The sequence below is a fragment of the Pantoea agglomerans genome (genome assembly GCF_021397715.1).
GTDB lineage: Bacteria > Pseudomonadota > Gammaproteobacteria > Enterobacterales > Enterobacteriaceae > Pantoea > Pantoea astica.
Genome location: NZ_CP090207.1, coordinates 1028025 through 1051356, shown reverse-complemented (window position 1 = coordinate 1051356; position 23332 = coordinate 1028025). Strand labels below are relative to the sequence as shown.

General features: G+C 55.7%; 13 protein-coding genes, 2 tRNA genes and 3 rRNA genes. 10 read left to right on the top strand and 8 right to left on the bottom strand.

Annotated elements, in window-relative coordinates:
- The first annotated feature begins 49 nt into the window (after positions 1 to 49).
- The 5 genes from proX (at position 50) to emrB (ending at position 6093) form a co-directional block, all read left to right on the top strand.
- Complete coding sequence (proX, locus tag LZU96_RS05085) at positions 50 to 1048, top strand: glycine betaine/L-proline ABC transporter substrate-binding protein ProX (RefSeq protein ID WP_233987328.1); 999 nt, start codon at positions 50 to 52, stop codon at positions 1046 to 1048.
- 147 nt (positions 1049 to 1195) lie between these two features.
- Positions 1196 to 2383, top strand: coding sequence for an MFS transporter (locus LZU96_RS05080; RefSeq protein ID WP_233987327.1), 1188 nt, complete (start codon positions 1196 to 1198; stop codon positions 2381 to 2383).
- 304 nt (positions 2384 to 2687) lie between these two features.
- A complete protein-coding gene (gene mprA, locus LZU96_RS05075; protein WP_031376453.1) occupies positions 2688 to 3218 on the top strand; it encodes a transcriptional repressor MprA in 531 nt (176 codons plus the stop codon).
- Positions 3219 to 3368: 150 nt separating this feature from the next.
- The gene (gene emrA, locus LZU96_RS05070) at positions 3369 to 4541 is read left to right on the top strand and encodes a multidrug efflux MFS transporter periplasmic adaptor subunit EmrA (RefSeq protein WP_233987326.1); all 1173 of its coding nucleotides are present in this window, start codon (positions 3369 to 3371) and stop codon (positions 4539 to 4541) included.
- A gap of 16 nt (positions 4542 to 4557) precedes the next feature.
- Positions 4558 to 6093: a multidrug efflux MFS transporter permease subunit EmrB gene (gene emrB, locus LZU96_RS05065; RefSeq protein ID WP_233987325.1), complete on the top strand. Its 1536-nt coding sequence runs from the start codon at positions 4558 to 4560 to the stop codon at positions 6091 to 6093.
- 38 nt (positions 6094 to 6131) lie between these two features.
- Here emrB and LZU96_RS05060 read toward each other — a convergent pair whose 3' ends face one another.
- Positions 6132 to 7313 (bottom strand): tRNA/rRNA methyltransferase, encoded by a 1182-nt coding sequence (locus tag LZU96_RS05060; protein ID WP_233987324.1) that lies wholly within the window; start codon positions 7311 to 7313, stop codon positions 6132 to 6134.
- Positions 7314 to 7471: 158 nt separating this feature from the next.
- On the opposite strand from LZU96_RS05060, the gene trxC reads away from it, so the two are divergent.
- From trxC to LZU96_RS05030, 5 genes are all read left to right on the top strand, one after another.
- Positions 7472 to 7891: a thioredoxin TrxC gene (trxC, locus tag LZU96_RS05055; RefSeq protein ID WP_233987323.1), complete on the top strand. Its 420-nt coding sequence runs from the start codon at positions 7472 to 7474 to the stop codon at positions 7889 to 7891.
- 81 nt (positions 7892 to 7972) lie between these two features.
- On the top strand, positions 7973 to 8650 hold the full coding sequence (locus LZU96_RS05050) for a tRNA-uridine aminocarboxypropyltransferase (RefSeq protein ID WP_233987322.1): 678 nt from the start codon (positions 7973 to 7975) through the stop codon (positions 8648 to 8650).
- 125 nt (positions 8651 to 8775) lie between these two features.
- On the top strand, positions 8776 to 11433 hold the full coding sequence (locus LZU96_RS05045; protein WP_233987321.1) for a bifunctional acetate--CoA ligase family protein/GNAT family N-acetyltransferase: 2658 nt from the start codon (positions 8776 to 8778) through the stop codon (positions 11431 to 11433).
- A gap of 117 nt (positions 11434 to 11550) precedes the next feature.
- Positions 11551 to 12906 carry a CDP-diacylglycerol--serine O-phosphatidyltransferase gene (gene pssA, locus LZU96_RS05035; protein ID WP_233987320.1) on the top strand — a complete coding sequence of 452 codons (1356 nt, stop codon included), beginning with the start codon at positions 11551 to 11553 and terminating at the stop codon, positions 12904 to 12906.
- 29 nt (positions 12907 to 12935) lie between these two features.
- Positions 12936 to 13253, top strand: coding sequence for a YfiM family lipoprotein (locus LZU96_RS05030; protein ID WP_233987319.1), 318 nt, complete (start codon positions 12936 to 12938; stop codon positions 13251 to 13253).
- A 5-nt stretch (positions 13254 to 13258) separates the two neighbouring features.
- On the opposite strand, the gene LZU96_RS05025 is transcribed toward LZU96_RS05030, so the two are convergent.
- The 7 genes from LZU96_RS05025 to clpB form a co-directional block, all read right to left on the bottom strand.
- A complete protein-coding gene (locus LZU96_RS05025) occupies positions 13259 to 14548 on the bottom strand; it encodes an MFS family transporter (protein ID WP_233987318.1) in 1290 nt (429 codons plus the stop codon).
- 268 nt (positions 14549 to 14816) lie between these two features.
- Positions 14817 to 14932 (bottom strand): 5S ribosomal RNA (rrf, locus tag LZU96_RS05020).
- 201 nt (positions 14933 to 15133) lie between these two features.
- Positions 15134 to 18038: ribosomal RNA gene (locus tag LZU96_RS05015) — 23S ribosomal RNA — on the bottom strand.
- Between the two features lie 212 nt (positions 18039 to 18250).
- Positions 18251 to 18326, bottom strand: a tRNA-Ala gene (locus LZU96_RS05010).
- Between the two features lie 142 nt (positions 18327 to 18468).
- Positions 18469 to 18545, bottom strand: a tRNA-Ile gene (locus LZU96_RS05005).
- 74 nt (positions 18546 to 18619) lie between these two features.
- A 16S ribosomal RNA gene (locus LZU96_RS05000) occupies positions 18620 to 20161 on the bottom strand.
- The 16S, 23S and 5S rRNA genes sit together here with 2 tRNA genes alongside, the layout of an rRNA operon.
- Positions 20162 to 20634: 473 nt before the next feature.
- A complete protein-coding gene (clpB, locus tag LZU96_RS04995) occupies positions 20635 to 23220 on the bottom strand; it encodes an ATP-dependent chaperone ClpB (protein WP_233987317.1) in 2586 nt (861 codons plus the stop codon).
- Between the last annotated feature and the right edge of the window lie 112 nt (positions 23221 to 23332).

Sequence of the window (23332 nt, the reverse complement as noted above, 5' to 3'; positions counted from 1 at the left end):
TTCGGGCGGCACCCGCGTGTCGCCCGCTCGCAAAAAATAAGGAATCACTATGCGCAAGACAGCTCCTCTGCTCGCCGCCGTGTTAGCCACATTGACTGTTTCACAGGCCTCTGCAGCCGATCTGCCCGGCAAAGGCATCACGGTGAAGCCCATTCAGAGCACCATTTCTGAAGAAACCTTCCAGACGCTGATTGTCAGCCGCGCGCTGGAAAAACTCGGTTATCAGGTAGAGAAACCGAGTGAAGTGGATTACAACGTCGGCTATACCTCGATTGCCGCTGGCGATGCGACCTTTATTGCCACCAACTGGAAGCCGCTGCACGATGATATGTATAAAGCCGCAGGCGGTGATGCGAAGTTTTATCGCCAGGGGACTTACGTCACCGGTGCCGCCCAGGGCTATCTGATCGATAAAAAAACCGCAGAAAAGTACCACATCACCAATATTGAACAGCTGAAAGATCCTAAGATCGCCGCGCTGTTTGATACCAACGGCGACGGCAAGGCGGACCTGACCGGTTGTACTCCAGGCTGGGGCTGTGAAGCGGTGATTAATCATCAGATCGAAGCCTTTGGCCTGAGTAAAACCGTTGAGCACAATCAGGGGAACTATTCCGCGATGATTGCCGACACCATTACCCGCTTTAAGCAGGCTAAGCCGATCCTCTATTACACCTGGACGCCTTACTGGGTCAGCGACGTGATGAAGCCGGGCCGCGATGTCACCTGGCTGCAGGTGCCGTTCTCTTCCATGCCGGGCGAGCAGAAAAACGTCGATACTAAACTGGCTAACGGCGCTAACTACGGCTTCCCGGTCAACACCATGCACATTGTGGCGAATAAAGCCTGGGCTGAGAAAAACCCGGCGGCGGCAAAACTGTTCGCAGAGATGAAACTGCCACTGGCCGATATCAATGCGGAAAACGCCGCGATGCATGCCGGCCAGTCGTCAGAAGAGGCGATCAATGGTCACGTCGATGGCTGGATCAAAGCCCATCAGGCAGAATTTGATAAGTGGGTCAGTGACGCCCAGGCCGCCGCGAAGTAACGCCTCTCTTCTCCCTCAGGGCGGACCTTGTCCGCCCTTTTTTGTGTCTGTTAAGCAAACTGGTATGGCCTGTTAATAAAGATGCGTGTGAAATAGTTTTTTGAGTTATTATTACCATCTTATGATTATTAGCTGCCGTTGTTGTTTATGAATGCTTCCCGTCAGGGTCTGACGCCTGCTCTGGTTATGCTGATGTCGGTGGCCACCGGGCTTTCCGTTGCCAGCAACTATTACGTCCAGCCTCTGCTCAGTACCATTGCTCATCAGTTCGATCTCTCTGTCAGCCTCGCCGGTTTTATCGTAACCACGGCGCAGCTGGGTTACGCCTGCGGACTGTTGCTGCTGGTGCCGCTGGGTGACAGATTGGAACGCCGCAGCCTGATCGTCACCATGATCCTGCTGGCGGCGGCAGGCATGGTGATGATCGCCCTGTCGCACTCTTTCCTGTTTTTGCTGCTCGGCACGCTAATGACCGGTCTGTTCTCGGTGGCGGCGCAGATTCTGGTGCCGCTGGCCGCCACTCTGGCCGCACCGGAACGGCGTGGCAAAATTGTCGGCACGGTGATGAGTGGCCTGCTGCTGGGTATCCTGCTGGCGCGAACCGTGGCCGGTGGACTGGCGCAACTCGGCGGCTGGCGCACGGTTTACTGGACCGCCAGCCTGTTGATGGGCGTCATGGCGCTGGCGCTGTGGCACTTCCTGCCGCGCGTCAGCGTGTCGGTGACGATGAGTTACCGCCAGCTGCTGACATCTATTTTCAGGCTTTACGCCAGCAATCGGGTGATCCGGACCCGCGCCTGGACCGGCTGTCTCTCTTTTGCCAACTTCAGCCTGTTGTGGACCTCGATGGCCTTTTTGCTTTCTGCTCCGCCTTACCACTTTTCAGAAGGTGAAATTGGCCTGCTGGGGCTGGTGGGTGCCGCGGGTGCGCTGGCGGCACGTCAGGCGGGTTCACTGGCGGATAAAGGCAAAGCGAAGCTGACTACCCGCGTCGGCCTGCTGATTATGCTGCTGTCGTGGCTGCCGATCGCATTGGGCGCGCACTCTCTGGCGGCACTGATTGTCGGCATCCTGTTGCTGGATCTGGCGGTACAGGCGGTGCATATCACCAATCAAAGCGTGATTTATGCCCAGTTGCCGGACGCGCGTAACCGCCTTAATGCCGGTTACATGACCAGTTATTTTATCGGCGGCGCAGTGGGTTCACTGCTTTCCGCCACCGCCTACCATCTGTCAGGCTGGTACGGCGTATGTAGCGCAGGCGTCGTGCTGACGCTGGTTAACCTGTTGATTTGGTTTAACGGCCAGCGATTTGAGCAGGCAAAAATGAGCTGAAGCGCAGGCCGGATAGCTGATTGAGTCTGGTCACAAATGGTTAGGTTTGTTATGGTTAGTGATAAACCTATTCACTTCAGTTATTTTTCCTCGCGAAATTATTAAATTCGACACCTTTTTGATCACGTCCCGGCACGTTCACTGTCGCCGGGCGTACGGGTTTTTAACCCAGGGCCAGGGAATGGCCTGGAGTCGCCTGTTGGTGGCAGTGTGACCGTATCCGCTCTCACCTGCCGAAAATGTGACTACGCTTAATCTGTCACCATAGTTATTATACAAGTTGCAATTAGTGAGGTTTTTTTTAATGGAAAGTTCGTTTACTCCCATTGAGCAGATGCTTAACATCCGTGCCAATCGCCATAAGGATTTTCCGTTGCAGGAAATTATCCTGACGCGTCTCTGTATGCACATGCAGGGTAAACTGCTGGACAACCGCAACAAGATGCTGAAGGCCCAGGGAATCAACGAAACCCTGTTCATGGCATTGATTACGCTGGATGCGCAGGAGAACCAGAGTATTCAGCCGTCAGAGCTGAGCTCGGCACTGGGTTCATCACGTACCAACGCCACGCGTATTGCTGATGAGCTGGAAAAGCGCGGCTGGATCGAGCGCCGCGAAAGCGATCACGACCGTCGCTGTCTGCACCTGCACCTGACCGAAAAAGGCAATGAGTTCCTGCGTCAGCTGCTGCCACCCCAGCATCAGAGCCTGCAATATCTCTGGTCGTCACTGTCGGTCGATGAGAAGTCCCAGCTGGAAGGCATCACCCGTAAGTTACTTAACCGCCTCGATAAAATGGATGAAGATCAGTTGATCGCCTCACTGTCCCGCTAATAGCAAGAAGTGCGACACAATCACCTGTCGAAACCGTTATTTTAATTTCCTTTTTTATCCGGCCAGCGCTCAGTCGCTGGCTTTTTCGACTCGGGCGCTGGCGGGAATGGATTCCTGCATCCCGACTAAATGGAAAACGTGGAGAAAGACATGAGTGCAACGGCAGAAGCACAAAGCCCGCAACCGTCAGCGAACAAAAAGAAGAAGCGCAAAAGTGTGCTCATCGTGCTGGCGCTGATCTTTGTGCTGATTGGTATTGCCTGGGGAGTTTACTGGTTCCTGGTGCTGCGCCATTTTCAGGAAACTGACGACGCCTACGTGGCGGGGAATCAGGTGCAGGTGATGGCGCAGGTTTCCGGTAGCGTCAATAAAGTCTGGTTTGAAGATACCGACTTCGTTAAAAAAGGCGATGTGCTGGTTTCGCTGGATAAAACCGATGCGGAACAGGCGTTTGAAAAAGCGCAAACCGCGCTGGCCACCAGCGTCCGCCAGACCCATCAACTGATGATCAACGCCAGGCAGTATCAGGCCACCATCACCTTACGGCAGACGGCGCTGGCTCAGGCAGAAGCTGACCTGAAGCGTCGTGAGCCGCTGGGTGCGTCGAATCTGATTGGTCGTGAAGAGTTGCAGCACGCCCGCGACGCGGTGGCCTCTGCCAAAGCTGAACTGGACGTAGCGGTACAGCAGTACAACGCCAATCAGGCGATGATCCTCAATACCTCGCTGGAAAACCAGCCGGCGGTGAAACAGAGCGCCGCGGAACTGCGTGATGCCTGGCTGGCGCTGCAGCGTACCGACATCCGTAGCCCGATGGACGGTTTTGTCTCGCGTCGTAGCGTGCAGGTCGGCTCGCAAATCTCCCCCAGCACGCCGCTGCTGGCTGTCGTGCCTGCAACGAATCTGTGGATCGACGCCAACTTTAAAGAGACTCAGCTGGCAGGCGTGCGCATCGGTCAGCCCGCCACGGTGGTTGCTGATATCTACGGCGATGACGTGGTCTACCACGGTAAAGTGGTCGGGTTAGATATGGGTACCGGCAGTGCGTTCTCCCTGCTGCCGGCACAGAACGCCACCGGTAACTGGATCAAAGTGGTTCAGCGTCTGCCGGTGCGTATCGAGCTTAACCCGCAGGATATCGCCCAGCATCCGTTGCGTATTGGTCTGTCGACGCTGGTGAAAATCGATACCACCAGCGCAGAGGGCAGCACCCTGGCGACCAGCGTGCGTCAGCAGGCGGCTTACAGCAGCAATGCGCTGGCGATTGACCTTGCGCCGGTCAATCAGCTGATCACCGATATCGTCCGCGCCAACGCCGGATGATGACGCGGAGGCTGTAATGGCACAAAAACCGCTTGAAGGGATGCCGCTGGTCTTAATGACCATTGCGCTGTCGCTGGCGACGTTCATGCAGGTACTGGACTCGACCATCGCCAACGTGGCTATCCCCACTATCGCCGGTAATCTCGGTGCCTCGAACTCGCAGGGCACCTGGGTCATCACCTCGTTTGGTGTGGCCAATGCGATCTCGATCCCGCTGACCGGCTGGCTGGCAAAACGCATCGGTGAAGTGAAGCTCTTTACCTGGTCCACCATTCTGTTTGCTATCGCCTCCTGGGCGTGCGGCATGTCAGACAGCCTGGAGATGCTGATCTTCTTCCGCGTCATTCAGGGGATCGTCGCGGGTCCATTGATCCCGCTGTCGCAAAGTCTGCTGCTCAACAACTATCCGCCCGCCAAGCGCAGTGTTGCGCTGTCGCTGTGGGCGATGACGGTGATCGTCGCACCGATCTGTGGCCCGATACTGGGCGGCTGGATCAGCGATAACTATCACTGGGGCTGGATCTTCTTTATCAACGTGCCGATTGGTGTGGCGGTGGTGATACTGACGCTGCAAACCCTGCGAGGCCGGGAAACCAAAACCGAAATCCGGCGGATCGATATGGTCGGGCTGGTGCTGCTGGTGGTGGGGATCGGCTGTTTGCAGGTGATGCTGGATCGCGGAAAGGAGCTCGACTGGTTTAACTCGTCCGAGATCATCGTGCTCGGGGTAGTGGCCGTGATTGCGCTGTCAGTCCTGCTGGTGTGGGAGCTGACTGACGATCACCCGATCATTGACCTGTCGCTGTTTAAGTCGCGCAACTTCACCATTGGCTGCCTGTCGATCAGTCTGGCTTATATGCTCTACTTCGGCTCGATTGTTCTGTTGCCGCAGCTGTTGCAGGAGGTCTACGGCTACACCGCAACCTGGGCCGGTCTGGCGTCTGCGCCGGTGGGGATTCTGCCGGTGATCCTGTCGCCGATCATCGGACGCTTTGCCCATAAGCTCGACATGCGACGGCTGGTCACGTTCAGCTTCATTATGTATGCCGTCTGCTTCTACTGGCGCGCGTATACGTTTGAACCGGGAATGGACTTTGGCGCCTCCGCCTGGCCGCAGTTTATTCAGGGCTTTGCCGTGGCCTGCTTCTTTATGCCGCTGACCACCATTACGCTATCGGGATTGCCGCCGGAGCGCATGGCCGCTGCCTCCAGCCTGTCGAACTTTATGCGTACCTTTGCAGGCTCGGTGGGAACGTCGATTACCACGACCATGTGGAGTAACCGCGAGTCGATGCATCATAGCTACCTGACGGAGTCGATCACCCCGTACAACGTCAATTCGCAGCAGATGTATAGCCAGCTGGAAAGTATGGGAATGACGCAGCAGCAGGCGTCGGCCTGGATCGCCCAGCAGATTACCAATCAGGGACTGATTATTTCAGCGAATGAAATTTTCTGGGCGTCGGCGGGGGTCTTTTTGATTCTGCTGGTGCTGATCTGGTTTGCCCGCCCGCCGTTTACCGCAGGCGGCGGTGGCGGTGGTGCGCACTGATGTGACAAAGCAAAACGGGCCTTTCGGCCCGTTTTTTTTTATGCGTTCTGACGCCACCATTCGGCGAGCAGCACGCCGGTCGCCACCGATACGTTGAGGCTTTCAACGTTACCGGTACCGCCAATCGATACGCTCATATCACCCTGCTGGAAGGCGCTGTCAGACAGACCTTCACGCTCCTGACCCAGCACCAGCACCATTTTGGCCGGCAGCTCCGCTTTCGCCAGCGGCGTACCCTGATGGCTGGAGGTGGTCACGATGGTGTAACCGGCTTTCCGGAACGCTTCCAGACCTTCACTAAAGGTCGCGCCGCTGATTGCCTGCACATGTTCCGCGCCGCCTTCAGCGGTACGGACTGCGGCACCCGACTCCAGCAGAGAGGCGTCATTGACCAGCAGACCTTTCACGCCGAAATGCGCGCAGCTACGCATAATCGCGCCGAGGTTGTGCGGGTTGCTGACATCTTCCAGCGCCAGCACGCAATCTTTGGTGCCCGCCTGACCCAGCCACTCTGATACGGCCATGCCCATGCGCTTTTTGATCAGGAAGCAGACGCCGCCATGATGCTCAGTACCGGAGGCTTTGGTGATCTCTGCATCTTCGACCACATGGTAGGCTTTGCGGTTGGCCGCCAGCCAGCGCAGCGCTTCGCGGAAACGCGGTGTCACTTCCTGAATAAACCAGGCGCGCACAATCGCTTCAGGACGGCTCTGGAACAGCGCCTGACAGGCGTTCTCACCATAGACGCGCGTCTCTTCGTTACGCTGACGACGGATCTGCTCGGGATCGACAAAGCTCTTACCGCTGATGCCACCGTGATCGGGCTTATCGCTTTCTGTCGCAGCCGGACGCTCTGACGGTGCGCGTGACACGGTACGCCACGGCGAATCGCTGTTGCTGTAAGCACCCCGATTATCATCCGCGCGCTCGTTACGGCGACCTGCGCCTTCACCGCTACGGCGTGGTGCGCCACGACCGCCTTCGTCGCGACGGGCTGAGCCGCTGCGGGCGCCGTCATCGCTACGACGGCCAGCCGGGCGTCCGCCCTCTTCATTACGTTCAGTGCGGGGGCCAGAAGAACGACGATTATCATCCTGACGGGCAGCAGGACGGCCACCTTTGCCGGTACGCGGATTAGGCGCACGCGCGCTCTTATCATCCTCGCCACGTACGTACATCACTTTGACCTTGCCGCTTTTGCCTTTAAATTCGTCGTTCATATGTTCCTCCTGCATTGAGAGCGCGCAGATTACCTGATGTGCTGGCGCTTAGCTATCAACTATTGAACCTATAGAGCGATCCAGATTGAGAGGGCATTCGCCCCCTTTCATAATGGACAATATTACCAGAACGACACATTCCAACATCAGAGGTTTCTATGAATACGGTATGCGCTTCCTGTCAGGCAACTAATCGCGTTCCGGAAGAACGGCTTGCCGAAGGCGCAAAATGTGGTCGCTGTGGACACGGACTGTTTGATGGCGACGTGGTGAGCGCGACCGCCGCCACCTTAGACAAATATCTGCAGGACGATCTGCCGGTCGTGGTCGACTTCTGGGCACCGTGGTGCGGTCCCTGCGTTAACTTCGCGCCGGTGTTTAAAGAGGTCGCCGGCGAACGCAACGGTAAGGTTCGCTTTATTAAGGTGAATACCGAAGCAGAACCGGCGCTCAGTAGCCGTTTCCGCATTCGCAGTATTCCGACCATTATGTTGTTTAAGAACGGCGAGATGGTCGATATGCTGAATGGCGCGATGCCCAAAGCGCCCTTCAACGAGTGGCTCGACGAGTCACTTTAATCCGCTAAGGCCAGCCTCGCTGGCCTTTTCCTTTTCGGCGACGCTTCGATTACACTGTGGTTTTTCCTGCCCTGAATACTCATGTCTGATAATGCTGTTTTGCGCCTGCGCACCCAACGTCTTGCCCGTGCCACCCGCCCCTTTCTTGCGCGCGGTAATCGCGTGTTGCGCTGTCAGGGCTGTCTGCTGCCTGAGAAAAACTGTCTCTGCAGTGAAATCGTGCCGCAAACGGCGCGCAGCCGCTTTTGCCTGGTGATGTTCGATACCGAGCCGATGAAGCCGAGCAACACTGGCCGCCTGATTGCCGATATCCTGCCGGATACCCAGGCCTTCGGCTGGTCGCGCACTGAGCCCGACCCGCTGCTGCTCGACGCGGTACGCAACCCTGATTATCAGCCGCTGGTGGTCTTTCCGGCCGCCTATGCCGACCCCGGCCGCGAAGTGCTGACCGCCCCGCCACGCAGCGGCAAACCTCCACTGTTTATTATGCTGGATGGCACCTGGACCGAGGCGCGGAAGATGTTTCGCAAAAGCCCGTGGCTCGACGCCCTGCCGGTGATGTCGCTGACGGTAACGGCCCCGTCGCGCTATACGCTGCGAGAGGCGCACGGCGAGGGCCAGCACTGCACCGCTGAAGTGGCGGCGGCGCTGCTGGAACAGGCGGGCGATCGCCCGGCGGCCCAGGCGTTATCCCACCATTTTGAACAGTTCCGCGCCGCCTATCTGGCCGGCAAGCCGCATCATCCCACCTCAGGTTAAGCGATGCCGGTGTTGAGCGTCGTCGCCGGCTGAGCGGGTTCGATTGCTCAGCCTGCGATCTGCCCGGAAGCACTGACGGCGAAAAGCGTTTACAATCACGCAAATCCCGATCTCTGGAGGGCGAGATGAGCCAACGCGGACTGGAAGCGCTGTTAAGACCCAAATCCATTGCGGTAATCGGCGCCTCGGTAACTCCGGGACGTGCCGGTTACTTTATGATGCGTAATCTGCTGGCCGGCGGTTTTAGCGGTCCGGTATTACCGGTCACGCCCAAATACAAAGCCGTCAGTGGCGTGCTGGCCTGGCCTGACATCGACAGTCTGCCGTTTGCGCCGGATCTGGCTATCATCTGCACCCACTCTAAACGTAATCTGACACTGCTGCAGCAGCTGGGTGAAAAAGGCTGCAAGGCCTGCATTATTCTCTCTGCTCCCGCCAGCCAGCGGGAAGAACTCAAAGCCTGCGCCAGCCAGTGGCAGATACGGCTGCTGGGACCGAACAGTCTGGGCCTGCTGGCACCGTGGCAGGGGCTGAACGCCAGCTTCTCGCCGGTGCCGATTGCCAAAGGGCGCATCGCATTCATTTCACAATCCGCCGCGGTCTCCAATACCATCCTCGACTGGGCGCAACAGCGCAATCTCGGCTTCTCCTGGTTTATCGCACTGGGTGATAGCCTGGACACTGATGTGGATGATCTGCTCGATTTTCTGGCGCGCGACGGTAAAACCAGCGCCATCCTGCTCTATCTCGAACATCTCAGCGATGCCCGGCGCTTTGTTTCCGCCTCGCGTAGCGCATCACGTAATAAGCCCATTCTGGTGATCAAGAGCGGCCGCAGCCGTCAGGCGCAGGCGCTGCTCGGCAGCCACAGCGGGCTGGATGCGGCCTGGGACGCGGCCATTCAGCGCGCAGGCCTGTTGCGGGTGCAGGATACTCATGAACTCTTCTCTGCCGTCGAGTCGCTGAGCCACATGCGGCCGCTGCGCGGTGAACGGTTGATGATTATCAGTAACGGTGCGGCGCCCGCTGCGCTGGCGCTGGACGAGCTGTATGCGCGTAACGGCAAGCTCGCCCAGCTTAGTGATGAGATGCGTCAGCAACTGGAGACGCTGCTGCCCGCCGGTGCCGGTCACGGCAACCCGCTGGATTTAAAAGATGACGCGACACCGGATCGCTACGTGGCCTGCGTCGAGTGTTTGCTCGACAGTCATGAGCTGGATGCGCTGATGATTATTCATGCCCCGAGCGCGGTCGCGCCCGCGACCGAAACGGCCGAGCGTCTCATCGCCGCCATTGCGGCGCACCCGCGCGGCAAGCAGGTCACGCTGCTGACCAACTGGAGCGGCGAATTCTCCTCTCAGGCCGCGCGCCGTGCTTTTACCCAGGCGGGAATTCCGACCTGGCGGACGCCGGAAGGCACCGTGACCGCGTTTATGCATCAGGTTGAATATCGGCGCAATCAGAAGCAACTGCGTGAGACGCCCGCTCTGCCAGCCAGCCTGACCCAGGACAGCGCACACGCCCACCAGCTGCTGTCGCAGGCGCTCGATCGCGGCATTACGGCGCTGGATACCCATGAGGTGCAGCCGGTGCTTCAGGCCTACGGGCTGGCGACGCTGCCGACCTGGATCGCCAGCGACAGCGCCGCAGCGGTGGCCATTGCCGATCAGATTGGCTATCCGGTGGCGCTGAAGCTGCGCTCGCCCGATATCGCCCATAAATCAGATGTCCAGGGTGTGATGCTCTATCTTCGCAACGCCAGCGAAGTCGAACGCGCCGCGGAGGCAATCTTTGATCGGGTGCGTCAGACGCTCCCGCAGGCGCGGATTGAAGGCCTGCTGGTGCAAAGCATGGCGAACCGGGCCGGAGCGCAGGAACTGCGGGTGGTGGTGGAACAGGATGCACTATTCGGTCCGGTCATTATGCTGGGCGAAGGCGGTGTTGAATGGCAGGCGGATAAACAAGCCGCCGTGGCGCTGCCGCCGCTGAATATGACTCTGGCGCGCTATCTGGTGATCCAGGCGATTAAAAGCGGCAAGATTCGCAGCCGAAGCGCCCTCAATCCGCTGGATATCGCCGGTCTCAGTCAGTTGCTGGTGCAGGTTTCCAACCTGGTGGTGGACTGCCCGGAGATTCAGCGGCTGGATATTCATCCGCTGCTGGCGGCCGGTAACGACTTTACGCTGCTGGATGTCACGCTCACGCTGGCACCGTTCAGTGGCGATAACGAAGCACGACTGGCAATCCGCCCCTATCCGCAGCATCTGGAAGAACAGGTGCAGTTAAAGGATGGGCAGAGCTGCCTGTTCCGCCCGATCCTGCCTGAAGATGAACCGCTGCTACGCGACTTTATTGGCCAGGTGACCAAAGAAGATCTCTATTACCGCTACTTCAGCGAAATCAGCGAGTTTACGCATGAGGATCTCGCCAACATGACGCAAATCGACTATGACCGGGAGATGGCGATCGTGGCGGTGCGTCAGCAGCAGGGCAAGCCAGAGATTATCGGCGTGACCCGCGCCATCTCTGATGCTGATAACATTGACGCCGAGTTTTCCGTGCTGGTGCGCTCCGATCTTAAAGGGCTCGGCATGGGCCGTCGGTTGCTGGAAAAGATGATCCGCTATACCCGGCATCACGGCTTGCAACAATTGAACGGTATCACTATGCCGCATAATCGCGGCATGATTACCCTGGCGCGCAAGCTCAACTTTCATGTTGATATTCAACTGGATGACGGTATTGTCAGCCTGAAACTGTCGCTGCAGGATGCGTTAAGCTAACCTTGTAGAGAAAGGTAAAAAACGCCCGGATCGCGACAGTTGATGTTATTATTTGTCGTTATGACCCTGATTTGATGGCAAAAGGCCATGCAATGAACAGAGAAGAAGTGCACTGTGATGTTGTCTAAATTTAAACGTAATAAACACCAACAACACCTCGCACAGCTGCCGAAACTGTCACAATCCGTTGCGGATGTGTCGACACTTTACTCGCCTGCCGAATTTCGTCAGACGCTGCTGGAGAAAATCGCGGCAGCGCAGACCCGTATCTGTATCGCGGCGCTTTATCTGGAAAACGACGACGCGGGTCGTGCGGTAATGAACGCGCTCTATGCAGCGAAACAGGCACGTCCTCAGCTGGATATTTCTATCCTGGTTGACTGGCATCGGGCGCAGCGTGGACGCATTGGCGCCGCACGCGGCCTGACCAATGCTGACTGGTATTGTGATATGGCCACTCAGCATGCTGACATTGCCATCCCGGTGTATGGCATTCCGGTCAATACCCGTGAAGCGCTGGGTGTACTGCACCTGAAAGGCTTCATTATTGATGACGAGCTGATTTACAGCGGCGCCAGTATTAATGATGTTTACCTGCATCAGCATGATAAATATCGTTATGATCGTTACCAGATTATCCGTAATCCGCAGCTGGCGGATACCATGTACGCGTGGATCAACCTTAATCTGAAGCAGGCAGAGGCCGTTAACCGGCTCGATTTTGCCGAGCGTCCTTCCAGCCCGGAAATAAAAAATGAAACGCGTCAGTTTCGTCAGGATCTCCGGGGATTCAACTATCAGTTTGAAGGGAATGCCAGCAATGAAGAGCTGGCGGTGACGCCGCTGGTCGGGCTGGGCAAGCATAGCCTGCTCAACAAGACGATCTTCCACCTGATGCCCTGCGCTGAACAGAAACTGACTATCTGCACGCCTTACTTCAATCTGCCGGCTTTACTGGTGCGCAATATTATTCACCTGCTGCGTCAGGGGAAACAGGTTGAGATCATCGTCGGCGATAAGACCGCCAATGACTTCTATATCGCCCCGGATCAGCCATTTAAAATTATTGGCGCCCTGCCCTATCTGTATGAGATTAACCTGCGTCGCTTCCTGAGCCGGCTGCAATACTACGTCACCAACGATCAGCTGATAGTGCGGTTATGGAAAGATGGCGATAACAGTTATCACCTCAAGGGCATGTGGGTGGATGATGAATGGCAGCTGATTACCGGCAACAATCTTAACCCTCGCGCCTGGCGGCTCGATCTGGAAAATGCGGTGTTGATTCACGATCCACTGCAACAGCTGGCGGATCAACGCGAAAAAGAGCTGACGCTGATTCGTCAGCACACCACGGTGGTGAAGCATTTCCGCGAGCTGGAGAGCATTGCCGACTATCCGGCTAAGGTGCGTAAACTCATCCGTCGTCTGCGCCGGATCCGTATCGATCGGTTAATCAGCCGCATCCTTTAACCTTCGCCCGCATAAGGCATTCATCCACTATGCGAATTTTGCTGTTTGCTGTGCTGTTGTGTAGTGGATGTGCCCATATGGCCGACGATCGCTGGACCGGGCGCGATAAAGCAGAACACTTTGTCGCCTCTGCGGCGCTGGCCGCGGCGGGCAGCGAATATGGTCAGCGTCAGCACCTCTCTACCCGGCAAAGTCATACGTTGGGGATCATGCTTTCGCTCAGTCTCGGGGCGGGTAAAGAGTGGTATGACAGCCGCCCGTCGGGTAGCGGCTGGAGCTGGAAAGATTTTGCCTGGGATGCCGCCGGTACCGCCAGCGGCATCGCCTTATGGAATCTCAGTCAGTAACGGGCTTATAGCTGAATCCCTTTCCCCCGCTTGTGCAGTAACAGCGACACCGCAAAAGCCACCGCGCCCATCGCTGAGACATACCAGAAGAAGGTCGTCTCTATTCCCTGTTGCTTCATCAGCAAGGCCACGTACTCCGCCGATCCGCCGAAGATAGCATTCGCCACCGCGTAAGAAAGCCCGACGCCTAATGCACGGACCTGAGGTGGGAACATCTCTGCTTTCAGAATGCCGCTGATGGCGGTGTAGAAACTGGTGATCAGCAGCGCCAGCATGATTAACAGGAAGGCGATGCCCGGGCTCTGAACATTCTGCAGCAGAGTCAGGATCGGCACGGTACAAATTGCCGCACCGGCACCAAAAATCATCATTGAAGTACGACGGCCAATTTTGTCCGACAGTGCACCGATAGCCGGTTGCAGTAGCATGAAGACCAGCAGTGCGCCGGTCATCAGGCCGCTGGCGGTTTTAGGGTCCATACCCGAGGTGTTAACCAGATACTTTTGCATATAGGTGGTGAAGGTATAGAAGCTCAGGGATCCACCGGCGGTGAAGCCCAGCACCATCAGGAACGGACGGGTATGATTGCGTAACAATCCCATCACGCTGCCCGCATCGCGGTGCTGACGGCTGCTCTTGTCAGAGGTTTCTTCCAGTGAGCGACGTAACCACAACGCAACCACGGCCAGCAAGGCGCCGAGGAAGAACGGGATGCGCCAGCCCCAGCTACGCAGCTCTGCATCGCTCAACACAAACTGCAGCACCACCACTGTCAGTACCGCGGCCAGCTGGCCACCGATCAGCGTGACATACTGGAATGAGGCGTAAAAACCTTTGCGTCCTTCCAGCGCCACCTCACTCATATAGGTGGCACTGGTGCCATATTCACCGCCGACAGATAATCCCTGGAACATGCGAGCCAGCAACAGAATGATCGGTGCCGCGATGCCAATAGCGTCATAGCCGGGTAAACAGGCGATCACCAGCGATCCAAAACACATCATGCACACTGAGATCAGCATGGAGCTTTTGCGCCCGTGCTTGTCACCGATGTAGCCGAACAGCCAGCCGCCGATAGGTCGCATCAGGAATCCGGCAGCAAATACGCCGGCCGTCTGTAAGAGTTGCGTGGTGGTATCGCCTTGCGGGAAGAAGATATGGGCAAAATAGAGGGAGAAGAATGAGTAGACGTAGAAGTCGAACCACTCCACCAGGTTACCCGATGAGGCGCCAACGATCGCCCAGATGCGCTTTTTGGTATCCTCTGTCTGACCTTTATTATTTATGGGTGTCATGCCTTGCCTCTGTTCCTTGCTGATTAACAGCATTTAAAGAAGTGAGTAAAGCATTTAAGTGCACTACGGGTAAAGGCGGTGTATTCCGAGATTATAAATGTGAGCTACATCGCTAATTGCTGGAAAATCAGCGAGTTGTTCAGGACAGACAGCAATAATTTTGCCCAGCAACGGTGAGGTGAGAACAGCAGCCAGCGGGGGAGAATTGGCGATCTTCAGACGTAAAAAAGCCCCGCACTTCCGTGCGGGGCTTTTTTACTGATATAATGCCTGGCAGTTCCCTACTCTCGCATGGGGAGACCCCACACTACCATCGGCGCTACGGCGTTTCACTTCTGAGTTCGGCATGGGGTCAGGTGGGACCACCGCGCTACAGCCGCCAGGCAAATTCTTTGTGCATGAAACGAACCTTTTCCGCCGTGACCGCGTTGCCATCGCTCAGCCGCACCGGTCACATACTCCTGTATGCTCCCGCTGACGTCATCGCTCTGCGCCCTGTCACGCCGCAAAATCTTTCGTTTCCGCAAATAATTATCCGGAAAACAAGCTGAAAATCGTGTCTCTCAAAAACGCCTCTGGCGTTGTAAGGTTAAGCCTCACGGGTCATTAGTACCGGTTAGCTCAACGCATCGCTGCGCTTACACACCCGGCCTATCAACGTCGTCGTCTTCAACGTCCCTTCAGGACTCTCAAGGAGTCAGGGAGAACTCATCTCGGGGCAAGTTTCGTGCTTAGATGCTTTCAGCACTTATCTTTTCCGCACTTAGCTACCGGGCAATGCCATTGGCATGACAACCCGAACACCAGTGGTGCGTTCACTCCGGTCCTCTCGTACTAGGAGCAACCCCCCTCAATTCTCCAGCGCCCACGGCAGATAGGGACCGAACTGTCTCACGACGTTCTAAACCCAGCTCGCGTACCACTTTAAACGGCGAACAGCCGTACCCTTGGGACCTACTTCAGCCCCAGGATGTGATGAGCCGACATCGAGGTGCCAAACACCGCCGTCGATATGAACTCTTGGGCGGTATCAGCCTGTTATCCCCGGAGTACCTTTTATCCGTTGAGCGATGGCCCTTCCATTCAGAACCACCGGATCACTATGACCTGCTTTCGCACCTGCTCGAGCCGTCACTCTCGCAGTCAAGCCAGCTTATGCCATTGCACTAACCTCACGATGTCCGACCGTGATTAGCTGACCTTCGTGCTCCTCCGTTACGCTTTAGGAGGAGACCGCCCCAGTCAAACTACCCACCAGACACTGTCCGCACCCCGGATCACGGGGCCACGTTAGAACATCAAACATTAAAGGGTGGTATTTCAAGGTTGGCTCCACGCAGACTGGCGTCTGCGCTTCAAAGCCTCCCACCTATCCTACACATCAAGGCTCAATGTTCAGTGTCAAGCTGTAGTAAAGGTTCACGGGGTCTTTCCGTCTTGCCGCGGGTACACTGCATCTTCACAGCGAGTTCAATTTCACTGAGTCTCGGGTGGAGACAGCCTGGCCATCATTACGCCATTCGTGCAGGTCGGAACTTACCCGACAAGGAATTTCGCTACCTTAGGACCGTTATAGTTACGGCCGCCGTTTACCGGGGCTTCGATCAAGAGCTTCTCCTTGCGGATAACCCCATCAATTAACCTTCCGGCACCGGGCAGGCGTCACACCGTATACGTCCACTTTCGTGTTTGCACAGTGCTGTGTTTTTAATAAACAGTTGCAGCCAGCTGGTATCTTCGACTGGCTTCGGCTCGGGGAGCGAGTCCCTCCACCTACGCGCCAGCGTGCCTTCTCCCGAAGTTACGGCACCATTTTGCCTAGTTCCTTCACCCGAGTTCTCTCAAGCGCCTTGGTATTCTCTACCTGACCACCTGTGTCGGTTTGGGGTACGATTTTGTGTTACCTGATGCTTAGAGGCTTTTCCTGGAAGCAGGGCATTTATCACTTCAGCACCGTAGTGCCTCGTCGTCACGCCTCAGTGTAAAGTGAACCGGATTTGCCTGGAACACACACCTACACGCTTAAACCGGGACAACCGTCGCCCGGCCGATATAGCCTTCTCCGTCCCCCCTTCGCAGTAACACCAAGTACAGGAATATTAACCTGTTTCCCATCGACTACGCCTTTCGGCCTCGCCTTAGGGGTCGACTCACCCTGCTCCGATTAACGTTGAACAGGAACCCTTGGTCTTCCGGCGAGCGGGCTTTTCACCCGCTTTATCGTTACTTATGTCAGCATTCGCACTTCTGATACCTCCAGCATGCCTCACAGCACACCTTCGACGGCTTACAGAACGCTCCCCTACCCAACAACGCATAAGCGTCGCTGCCGCAGCTTCGGTGCATGGTTTAGCCCCGTTACATCTTCCGCGCAGGCCGACTCGACCAGTGAGCTATTACGCTTTCTTTAAATGATGGCTGCTTCTAAGCCAACATCCTGGCTGTCTGTGCCTTCCCACATCGTTTCCCACTTAACCATGACTTTGGGACCTTAGCTGGCGGTCTGGGTTGTTTCCCTCTTCACGACGGACGTTAGCACCCGCCGTGTGTCTCCCGTGATAACATTCTTCGGTATTCGCAGTTTGCATCGGGTTGGTAAGCCGGGATGGCCCCCTAGCCGAAACAGTGCTCTACCCCCGAAGATGAGTTCACGAGGCGCTACCTAAATAGCTTTCGGGGAGAACCAGCTATCTCCCGGTTTGATTGGCCTTTCACCCCCAGCCACAGGTCATCCGCTAATTTTTCAACATTAGTCGGTTCGGTCCTCCAGTTAGTGTTACCCAACCTTCAACCTGCCCATGGCTAGATCACCGGGTTTCGGGTCTATACCCTGCAACTTAACGCCCAGTTAAGACTCGGTTTCCCTGCGGCTCCCCTATACGGTTAACCTTGCTACAGAATATAAGTCGCTGACCCATTATACAAAAGGTACGCAGTCACCCCATAAAGAGGCTCCCACTGCTTGTACGTACACGGTTTCAGGTTCTGTTTCACTCCCCTCGCCGGGGTTCTTTTCGCCTTTCCCTCACGGTACTGGTTCACTATCGGTCAGTCAGGAGTATTTAGCCTTGGAGGATGGTCCCCCCATATTCAGACAGGATACCACGTGTCCCGCCTTACTCATCGAGCTCACAGCATGTGTGTTTTTGTGTACGGGAGTATCACCCTGTACCCTGCGACTTTCCAGACGCTTCCACTAACACACAAGCTGATTCAGGCTCTGGGCTGCTCCCCGTTCGCTCGCCGCTACTGGGGGAATCTCGGTTGATTTCTTTTCCTCGGGGTACTTAGATGTTTCAGTTCCCCCGGTTCGCCTTGCAGCACTATGTATTCATGCTGCAATGATGCACTGAGTGCACCGGGTTTCCCCATTCGGACATCGACGGCTGTAGCGGTTCATATCACCTTACCGTCGCTTTACGCAGATTAGCACGTCCTTCATCGCCTCTGACTGCCAGGGCATCCACCGTGTACGCTTAGTCGCTTAACCTCACAACCCACAGGCGTTTTTCAACGCTGCGTGTTGCAAGCATTTGAGAGACTCGAACATATCGTGTTTTTCATTCTTATTACGGAGAATGAAAACGACATGTCGTTTCAATTTTCAGCTTGTTCCGGATTGTTAAAGAGCATAATACTTCGCAGCACACCGTTGCCGGTACGCTCTGAAGTATTTTTTTCAGAAAAAACAGTAAGACGGTATGGTGGAGCTAAGCGGGATCGAACCGCTGACCTCCTGCGTGCAAGGCAGGCGCTCTCCCAGCTGAGCTATAGCCCCATACAGTTACTGCAGAGACCACTACTACCACTCAACCGAGTACATTCCGTAAGAAATGCAATTCGTGCTCAGGCAAGGCATGTTTCCGCGAAGCATAGTGAACTATGCGAGCCGGAGACATAACGCAGCGTGAGTGCGAATTTGGTAGGCCTGAGTGGACTTGAACCACCGACCTCACCCTTATCAGGGGTGCGCTCTAACCACCTGAGCTACAAGCCTGTAGAGGTTTTTTCTGCTCGTTACTTTTCTATCAGACAATCTGTGTGGACACTGCGCGGGAAGGTATCTTCAGGTAAGGAGGTGATCCAACCGCAGGTTCCCCTACGGTTACCTTGTTACGACTTCACCCCAGTCATGAATCACAAAGTGGTAAGCGCCCTCCCGAAGGTTAAGCTACCTACTTCTTTTGCAACCCACTCCCATGGTGTGACGGGCGGTGTGTACAAGGCCCGGGAACGTATTCACCGTGGCATTCTGATCCACGATTACTAGCGATTCCGACTTCACGGAGTCGAGTTGCAGACTCCGATCCGGACTACGACGCACTTTGTGAGGTCCGCTTGCTCTCGCGAGGTCGCTTCTCTTTGTATGCGCCATTGTAGCACGTGTGTAGCCCTACTCGTAAGGGCCATGATGACTTGACGTCATCCCCACCTTCCTCCGGTTTATCACCGGCAGTCTCCTTTGAGTTCCCGACCGAATCGCTGGCAACAAAGGATAAGGGTTGCGCTCGTTGCGGGACTTAACCCAACATTTCACAACACGAGCTGACGACAGCCATGCAGCACCTGTCTCAGCGTTCCCGAAGGCACCAATCCATCTCTGGAAAGTTCGCTGGATGTCAAGAGTAGGTAAGGTTCTTCGCGTTGCATCGAATTAAACCACATGCTCCACCGCTTGTGCGGGCCCCCGTCAATTCATTTGAGTTTTAACCTTGCGGCCGTACTCCCCAGGCGGTCGACTTAACGCGTTAGCTCCGGAAGCCACTCCTCAAGGGAACAACCTCCAAGTCGACATCGTTTACGGCGTGGACTACCAGGGTATCTAATCCTGTTTGCTCCCCACGCTTTCGCACCTGAGCGTCAGTCTTTGTCCAGGGGGCCGCCTTCGCCACCGGTATTCCTCCAGATCTCTACGCATTTCACCGCTACACCTGGAATTCTACCCCCCTCTACAAGACTCAAGCCTGCCAGTTTCAAATGCAGTTCCCAGGTTAAGCCCGGGGATTTCACATCTGACTTAACAGACCGCCTGCGTGCGCTTTACGCCCAGTAATTCCGATTAACGCTTGCACCCTCCGTATTACCGCGGCTGCTGGCACGGAGTTAGCCGGTGCTTCTTCTGCGGGTAACGTCAATCGACGCGGTTATTAACCACATCGCCTTCCTCCCCGCTGAAAGTACTTTACAACCCGAAGGCCTTCTTCATACACGCGGCATGGCTGCATCAGGCTTGCGCCCATTGTGCAATATTCCCCACTGCTGCCTCCCGTAGGAGTCTGGACCGTGTCTCAGTTCCAGTGTGGCTGGTCATCCTCTCAGACCAGCTAGGGATCGTCGCCTAGGTGGGCCATTACCCCGCCTACTAGCTAATCCCATCTGGGTTCATCCGATAGTGAGAGGCCCGAAGGTCCCCCTCTTTGGTCTTGCGACGTTATGCGGTATTAGCCACCGTTTCCAGTGGTTATCCCCCTCTATCGGGCAGATCCCCAGACATTACTCACCCGTCCGCCACTCGTCACCCAAGGAGCAAGCTCCTCTGTGCTACCGTCCGACTTGCATGTGTTAGGCCTGCCGCCAGCGTTCAATCTGAGCCATGATCAAACTCTTCAATTTAAGTTTGATTTGCTTAAACAAGTTAAGCGGTGCTCATCTGTAAAACGTCATAATGAATTTCATTATGTGTTCACTCGTGAGACTTGATATTTTTTAACGTCCGGAGACGCTGATATCAATCCTGCGAGTGCCCACACAGATTGTCTGATAAATTGTTAAAGAGCAGTGCGAACAGTGCGTTAGCTTCCTGTCGCGAGGTGGCGTATATTACGCTTTCCTCCTTCAGAGTCAACTTCTTTTTGAGAAGTTTTCTCCGGCGGCGCAGTCTCCTGTGCCTGCTGACCCGTTACTCCGTAAGCCGGTGTTCCGTGTCAGTGGAGGCGCATTATAGGCAGTTCCCGGAGACTGACAAGTGCTAATTTCAACTTTTTAACTGACCGTTCACTTTATGTGCAATATGACCAGGAAACCAGCAAAACAGCCGCTGAAAGGCAAAAAAAACGGGCCAGAGGCCCGTTTTTGTTCTCGCTGCATTACTGATGCGCGGTAATGACGTCGTTTTCCACATCCATTTCGATGGTTTTGCCCGGGACCAGCGTGCCAGAGAGAATCTGCTGTGCCAGTGGGTTCTCGATCTGCTGCTGTATCGCACGTTTCAGCGGCCGCGCGCCATACACCGGATCATAACCGTTCTCACCCAGCAACTTGATCGCAGCGTCGGAGATATGCAACTGATAGCCGCGATCCTCCAGACGTTTGTACAACCGCTGCAGCTGAATCTGGGCAATCGACGCGATGTGTTTCTCTGCCAGCGGATGGAACACCACCACCTCATCGATACGGTTAACAAACTCAGGACGGAAATGATGCCCGACCACGCCCATGACAATCTCTTTCATCTCGGCATAGTTCAGATCGCCAAACCGTTCCTGAATCAAATCCGATCCCAGGTTAGAGGTCATGATGACCACGGTATTACGGAAGTCGACCGTACGGCCCTGACCATCCGTCAGACGTCCATCATCCAGCACCTGCAGCAGGATGTTGAAAACATCCGGATGCGCTTTCTCTACCTCATCCAGCAGGATCACTGAATAAGGACGGCGACGAACGGCTTCGGTCAGATAACCGCCCTCTTCATATCCGACATAACCCGGAGGTGCACCCACCAGTCGTGAGACCGAGTGTTTCTCCATAAACTCCGACATATCGATACGCACCATCGCGTCGTCGCTGTCGAACAGGAAGTTAGCCAGCGACTTACAGAGCTCGGTCTTACCCACACCGGTTGGTCCCAGGAACAGGAACGAACCGATGGGACGGTTGGGATCTGACAAACCTGCTCGGCTACGACGAATCGCATTCGATACCGCCTCAACCGCTTCATCCTGTCCAATCACCCGGCCATGCAGATCCTGCTCCATACGCAGCAGTTTATCGCGCTCACCTTCCATCATGCGTGCTACCGGAATACCGGTCCAGCGCGCCAGCACGTCGGCAATCTCCACGTCGGTTACACGGTTACGTAGTAACTTCATGGTTTTGCCTTCCGCCTGCGTGGCTGCAGCCAGCTGTTTTTCCAGCGCCGGAATTTTACCGTATTGCAACTCAGACATCCGGGCGAGATCGCCCAGGCGACGTGCCTGCTCTAAATTCAGACGCGCCTGTTCCAGCTCGGCTTTAATATTTTGTGTTCCGGACAGCGAGGCTTTCTCCGTTTTCCACTCATCTTCCAGTTCGGCGTATTCACGCTCTTTCTGGTCGAGTTCGCTTTCCAGCATCTCAAGACGCTTAATGCTGGCGTCGTCCGCCTCTTTCTTCAGCGCCTGCTGCTCCAGTTTAAGCTGGATAATCCGGCGCTCCAGCCGATCAAGCGCTTCCGGCTTCGAGTCAATCTGCATACGAATGCTGGAAGCCGCCTCATCTATCAGGTCAATCGCTTTGTCTGGCAACTGACGATCGGCAATATAGCGATGCGACAAGGTCGCTGCCGCCACAATGGCCGGGTCAGTAATCTGCACATGGTGATGCAGTTCATAACGCTCTTTCAGACCACGCAGGATGGCGATGGTATCTTCCACTGTGGGTTCAGCCACGTAGACCTTCTGGAAACGCCGCTCCAGTGCCGCATCTTTTTCAATGTACTGACGGTATTCGTCGAGCGTGGTGGCACCCACACAGTGCAGTTCACCGCGTGCCAGTGCTGGCTTGAGCATGTTACCTGCATCCATCGCGCCGTCCGCTTTACCGGCACCGACCATCGTGTGCAGTTCGTCGATAAACAGAATGACGTTGCCTTCCTGTTTCGACAGATCATTCAGTACGCCTTTCAGACGCTCTTCAAACTCACCGCGATATTTTGCACCGGCCACCAGCGCACCCATATCCAGCGCCAGTACCCGACGCCCTTTCAGACCTTCAGGCACTTCGCCATTAATAATGCGCTGCGCCAGTCCTTCAACGATGGCGGTTTTACCCACGCCAGGCTCACCAATCAGTACCGGGTTGTTTTTGGTCCGGCGCTGCAGAACCTGAATGGTGCGACGAATCTCTTCGTCACGGCCAATCACCGGGTCGAGCTTGCCCTTTTCAGCACGCTCAGTCAGATCGATGGTGTATTTTTTTAATGCCTGGCGCTGATCTTCAGCCCCCTGATCGTTCACGCTGTCCCCTCCACGCATTTGTTCAATAGCCTTGGTGAGTTTTTCACTGGTTGCCCCTGCCGCTTTCAGCAGATCGGCCAGAGAACCCCGTGAATCGAGGGCCGCCAGAACAAATAATTCGGATGATATAAAGTTGTCGTTGCGCTTCTGCGCCAGTTTGTCGCACAGGTTCAATACCCGAACCAGGTCTGATGAAGGCTGCACATCCCCTTCGCTGCCTTCCACCTGCGGCAGACGATCGATAGCCTGCTCAACCTGAGTGCGCAAAGAGGCCACGTCGATACCCGCAGACGTCAGTAAAGGTGAAACCGATCCGCCTTCCTGTTTCAGCAGTGCGCTCATCAGGTGCAGAGGTTCAATGAATTGGTTGTCGTGTCCCAGAGCCAGGGACTGCGCGTCGGCGAGAGCCAGTTGGAATTTATTAGTAAGACGATCCAGACGCATAATTCCTCCCATTACAGGTCAAAATGCTACTGGAGATTAAATGAGGTCATCCCTCAAAATTTCAAGGTTAATGACCTGAGATTTGAGTAAAAAACACGCTAACTGGACCGTCTTATGGCGTAAG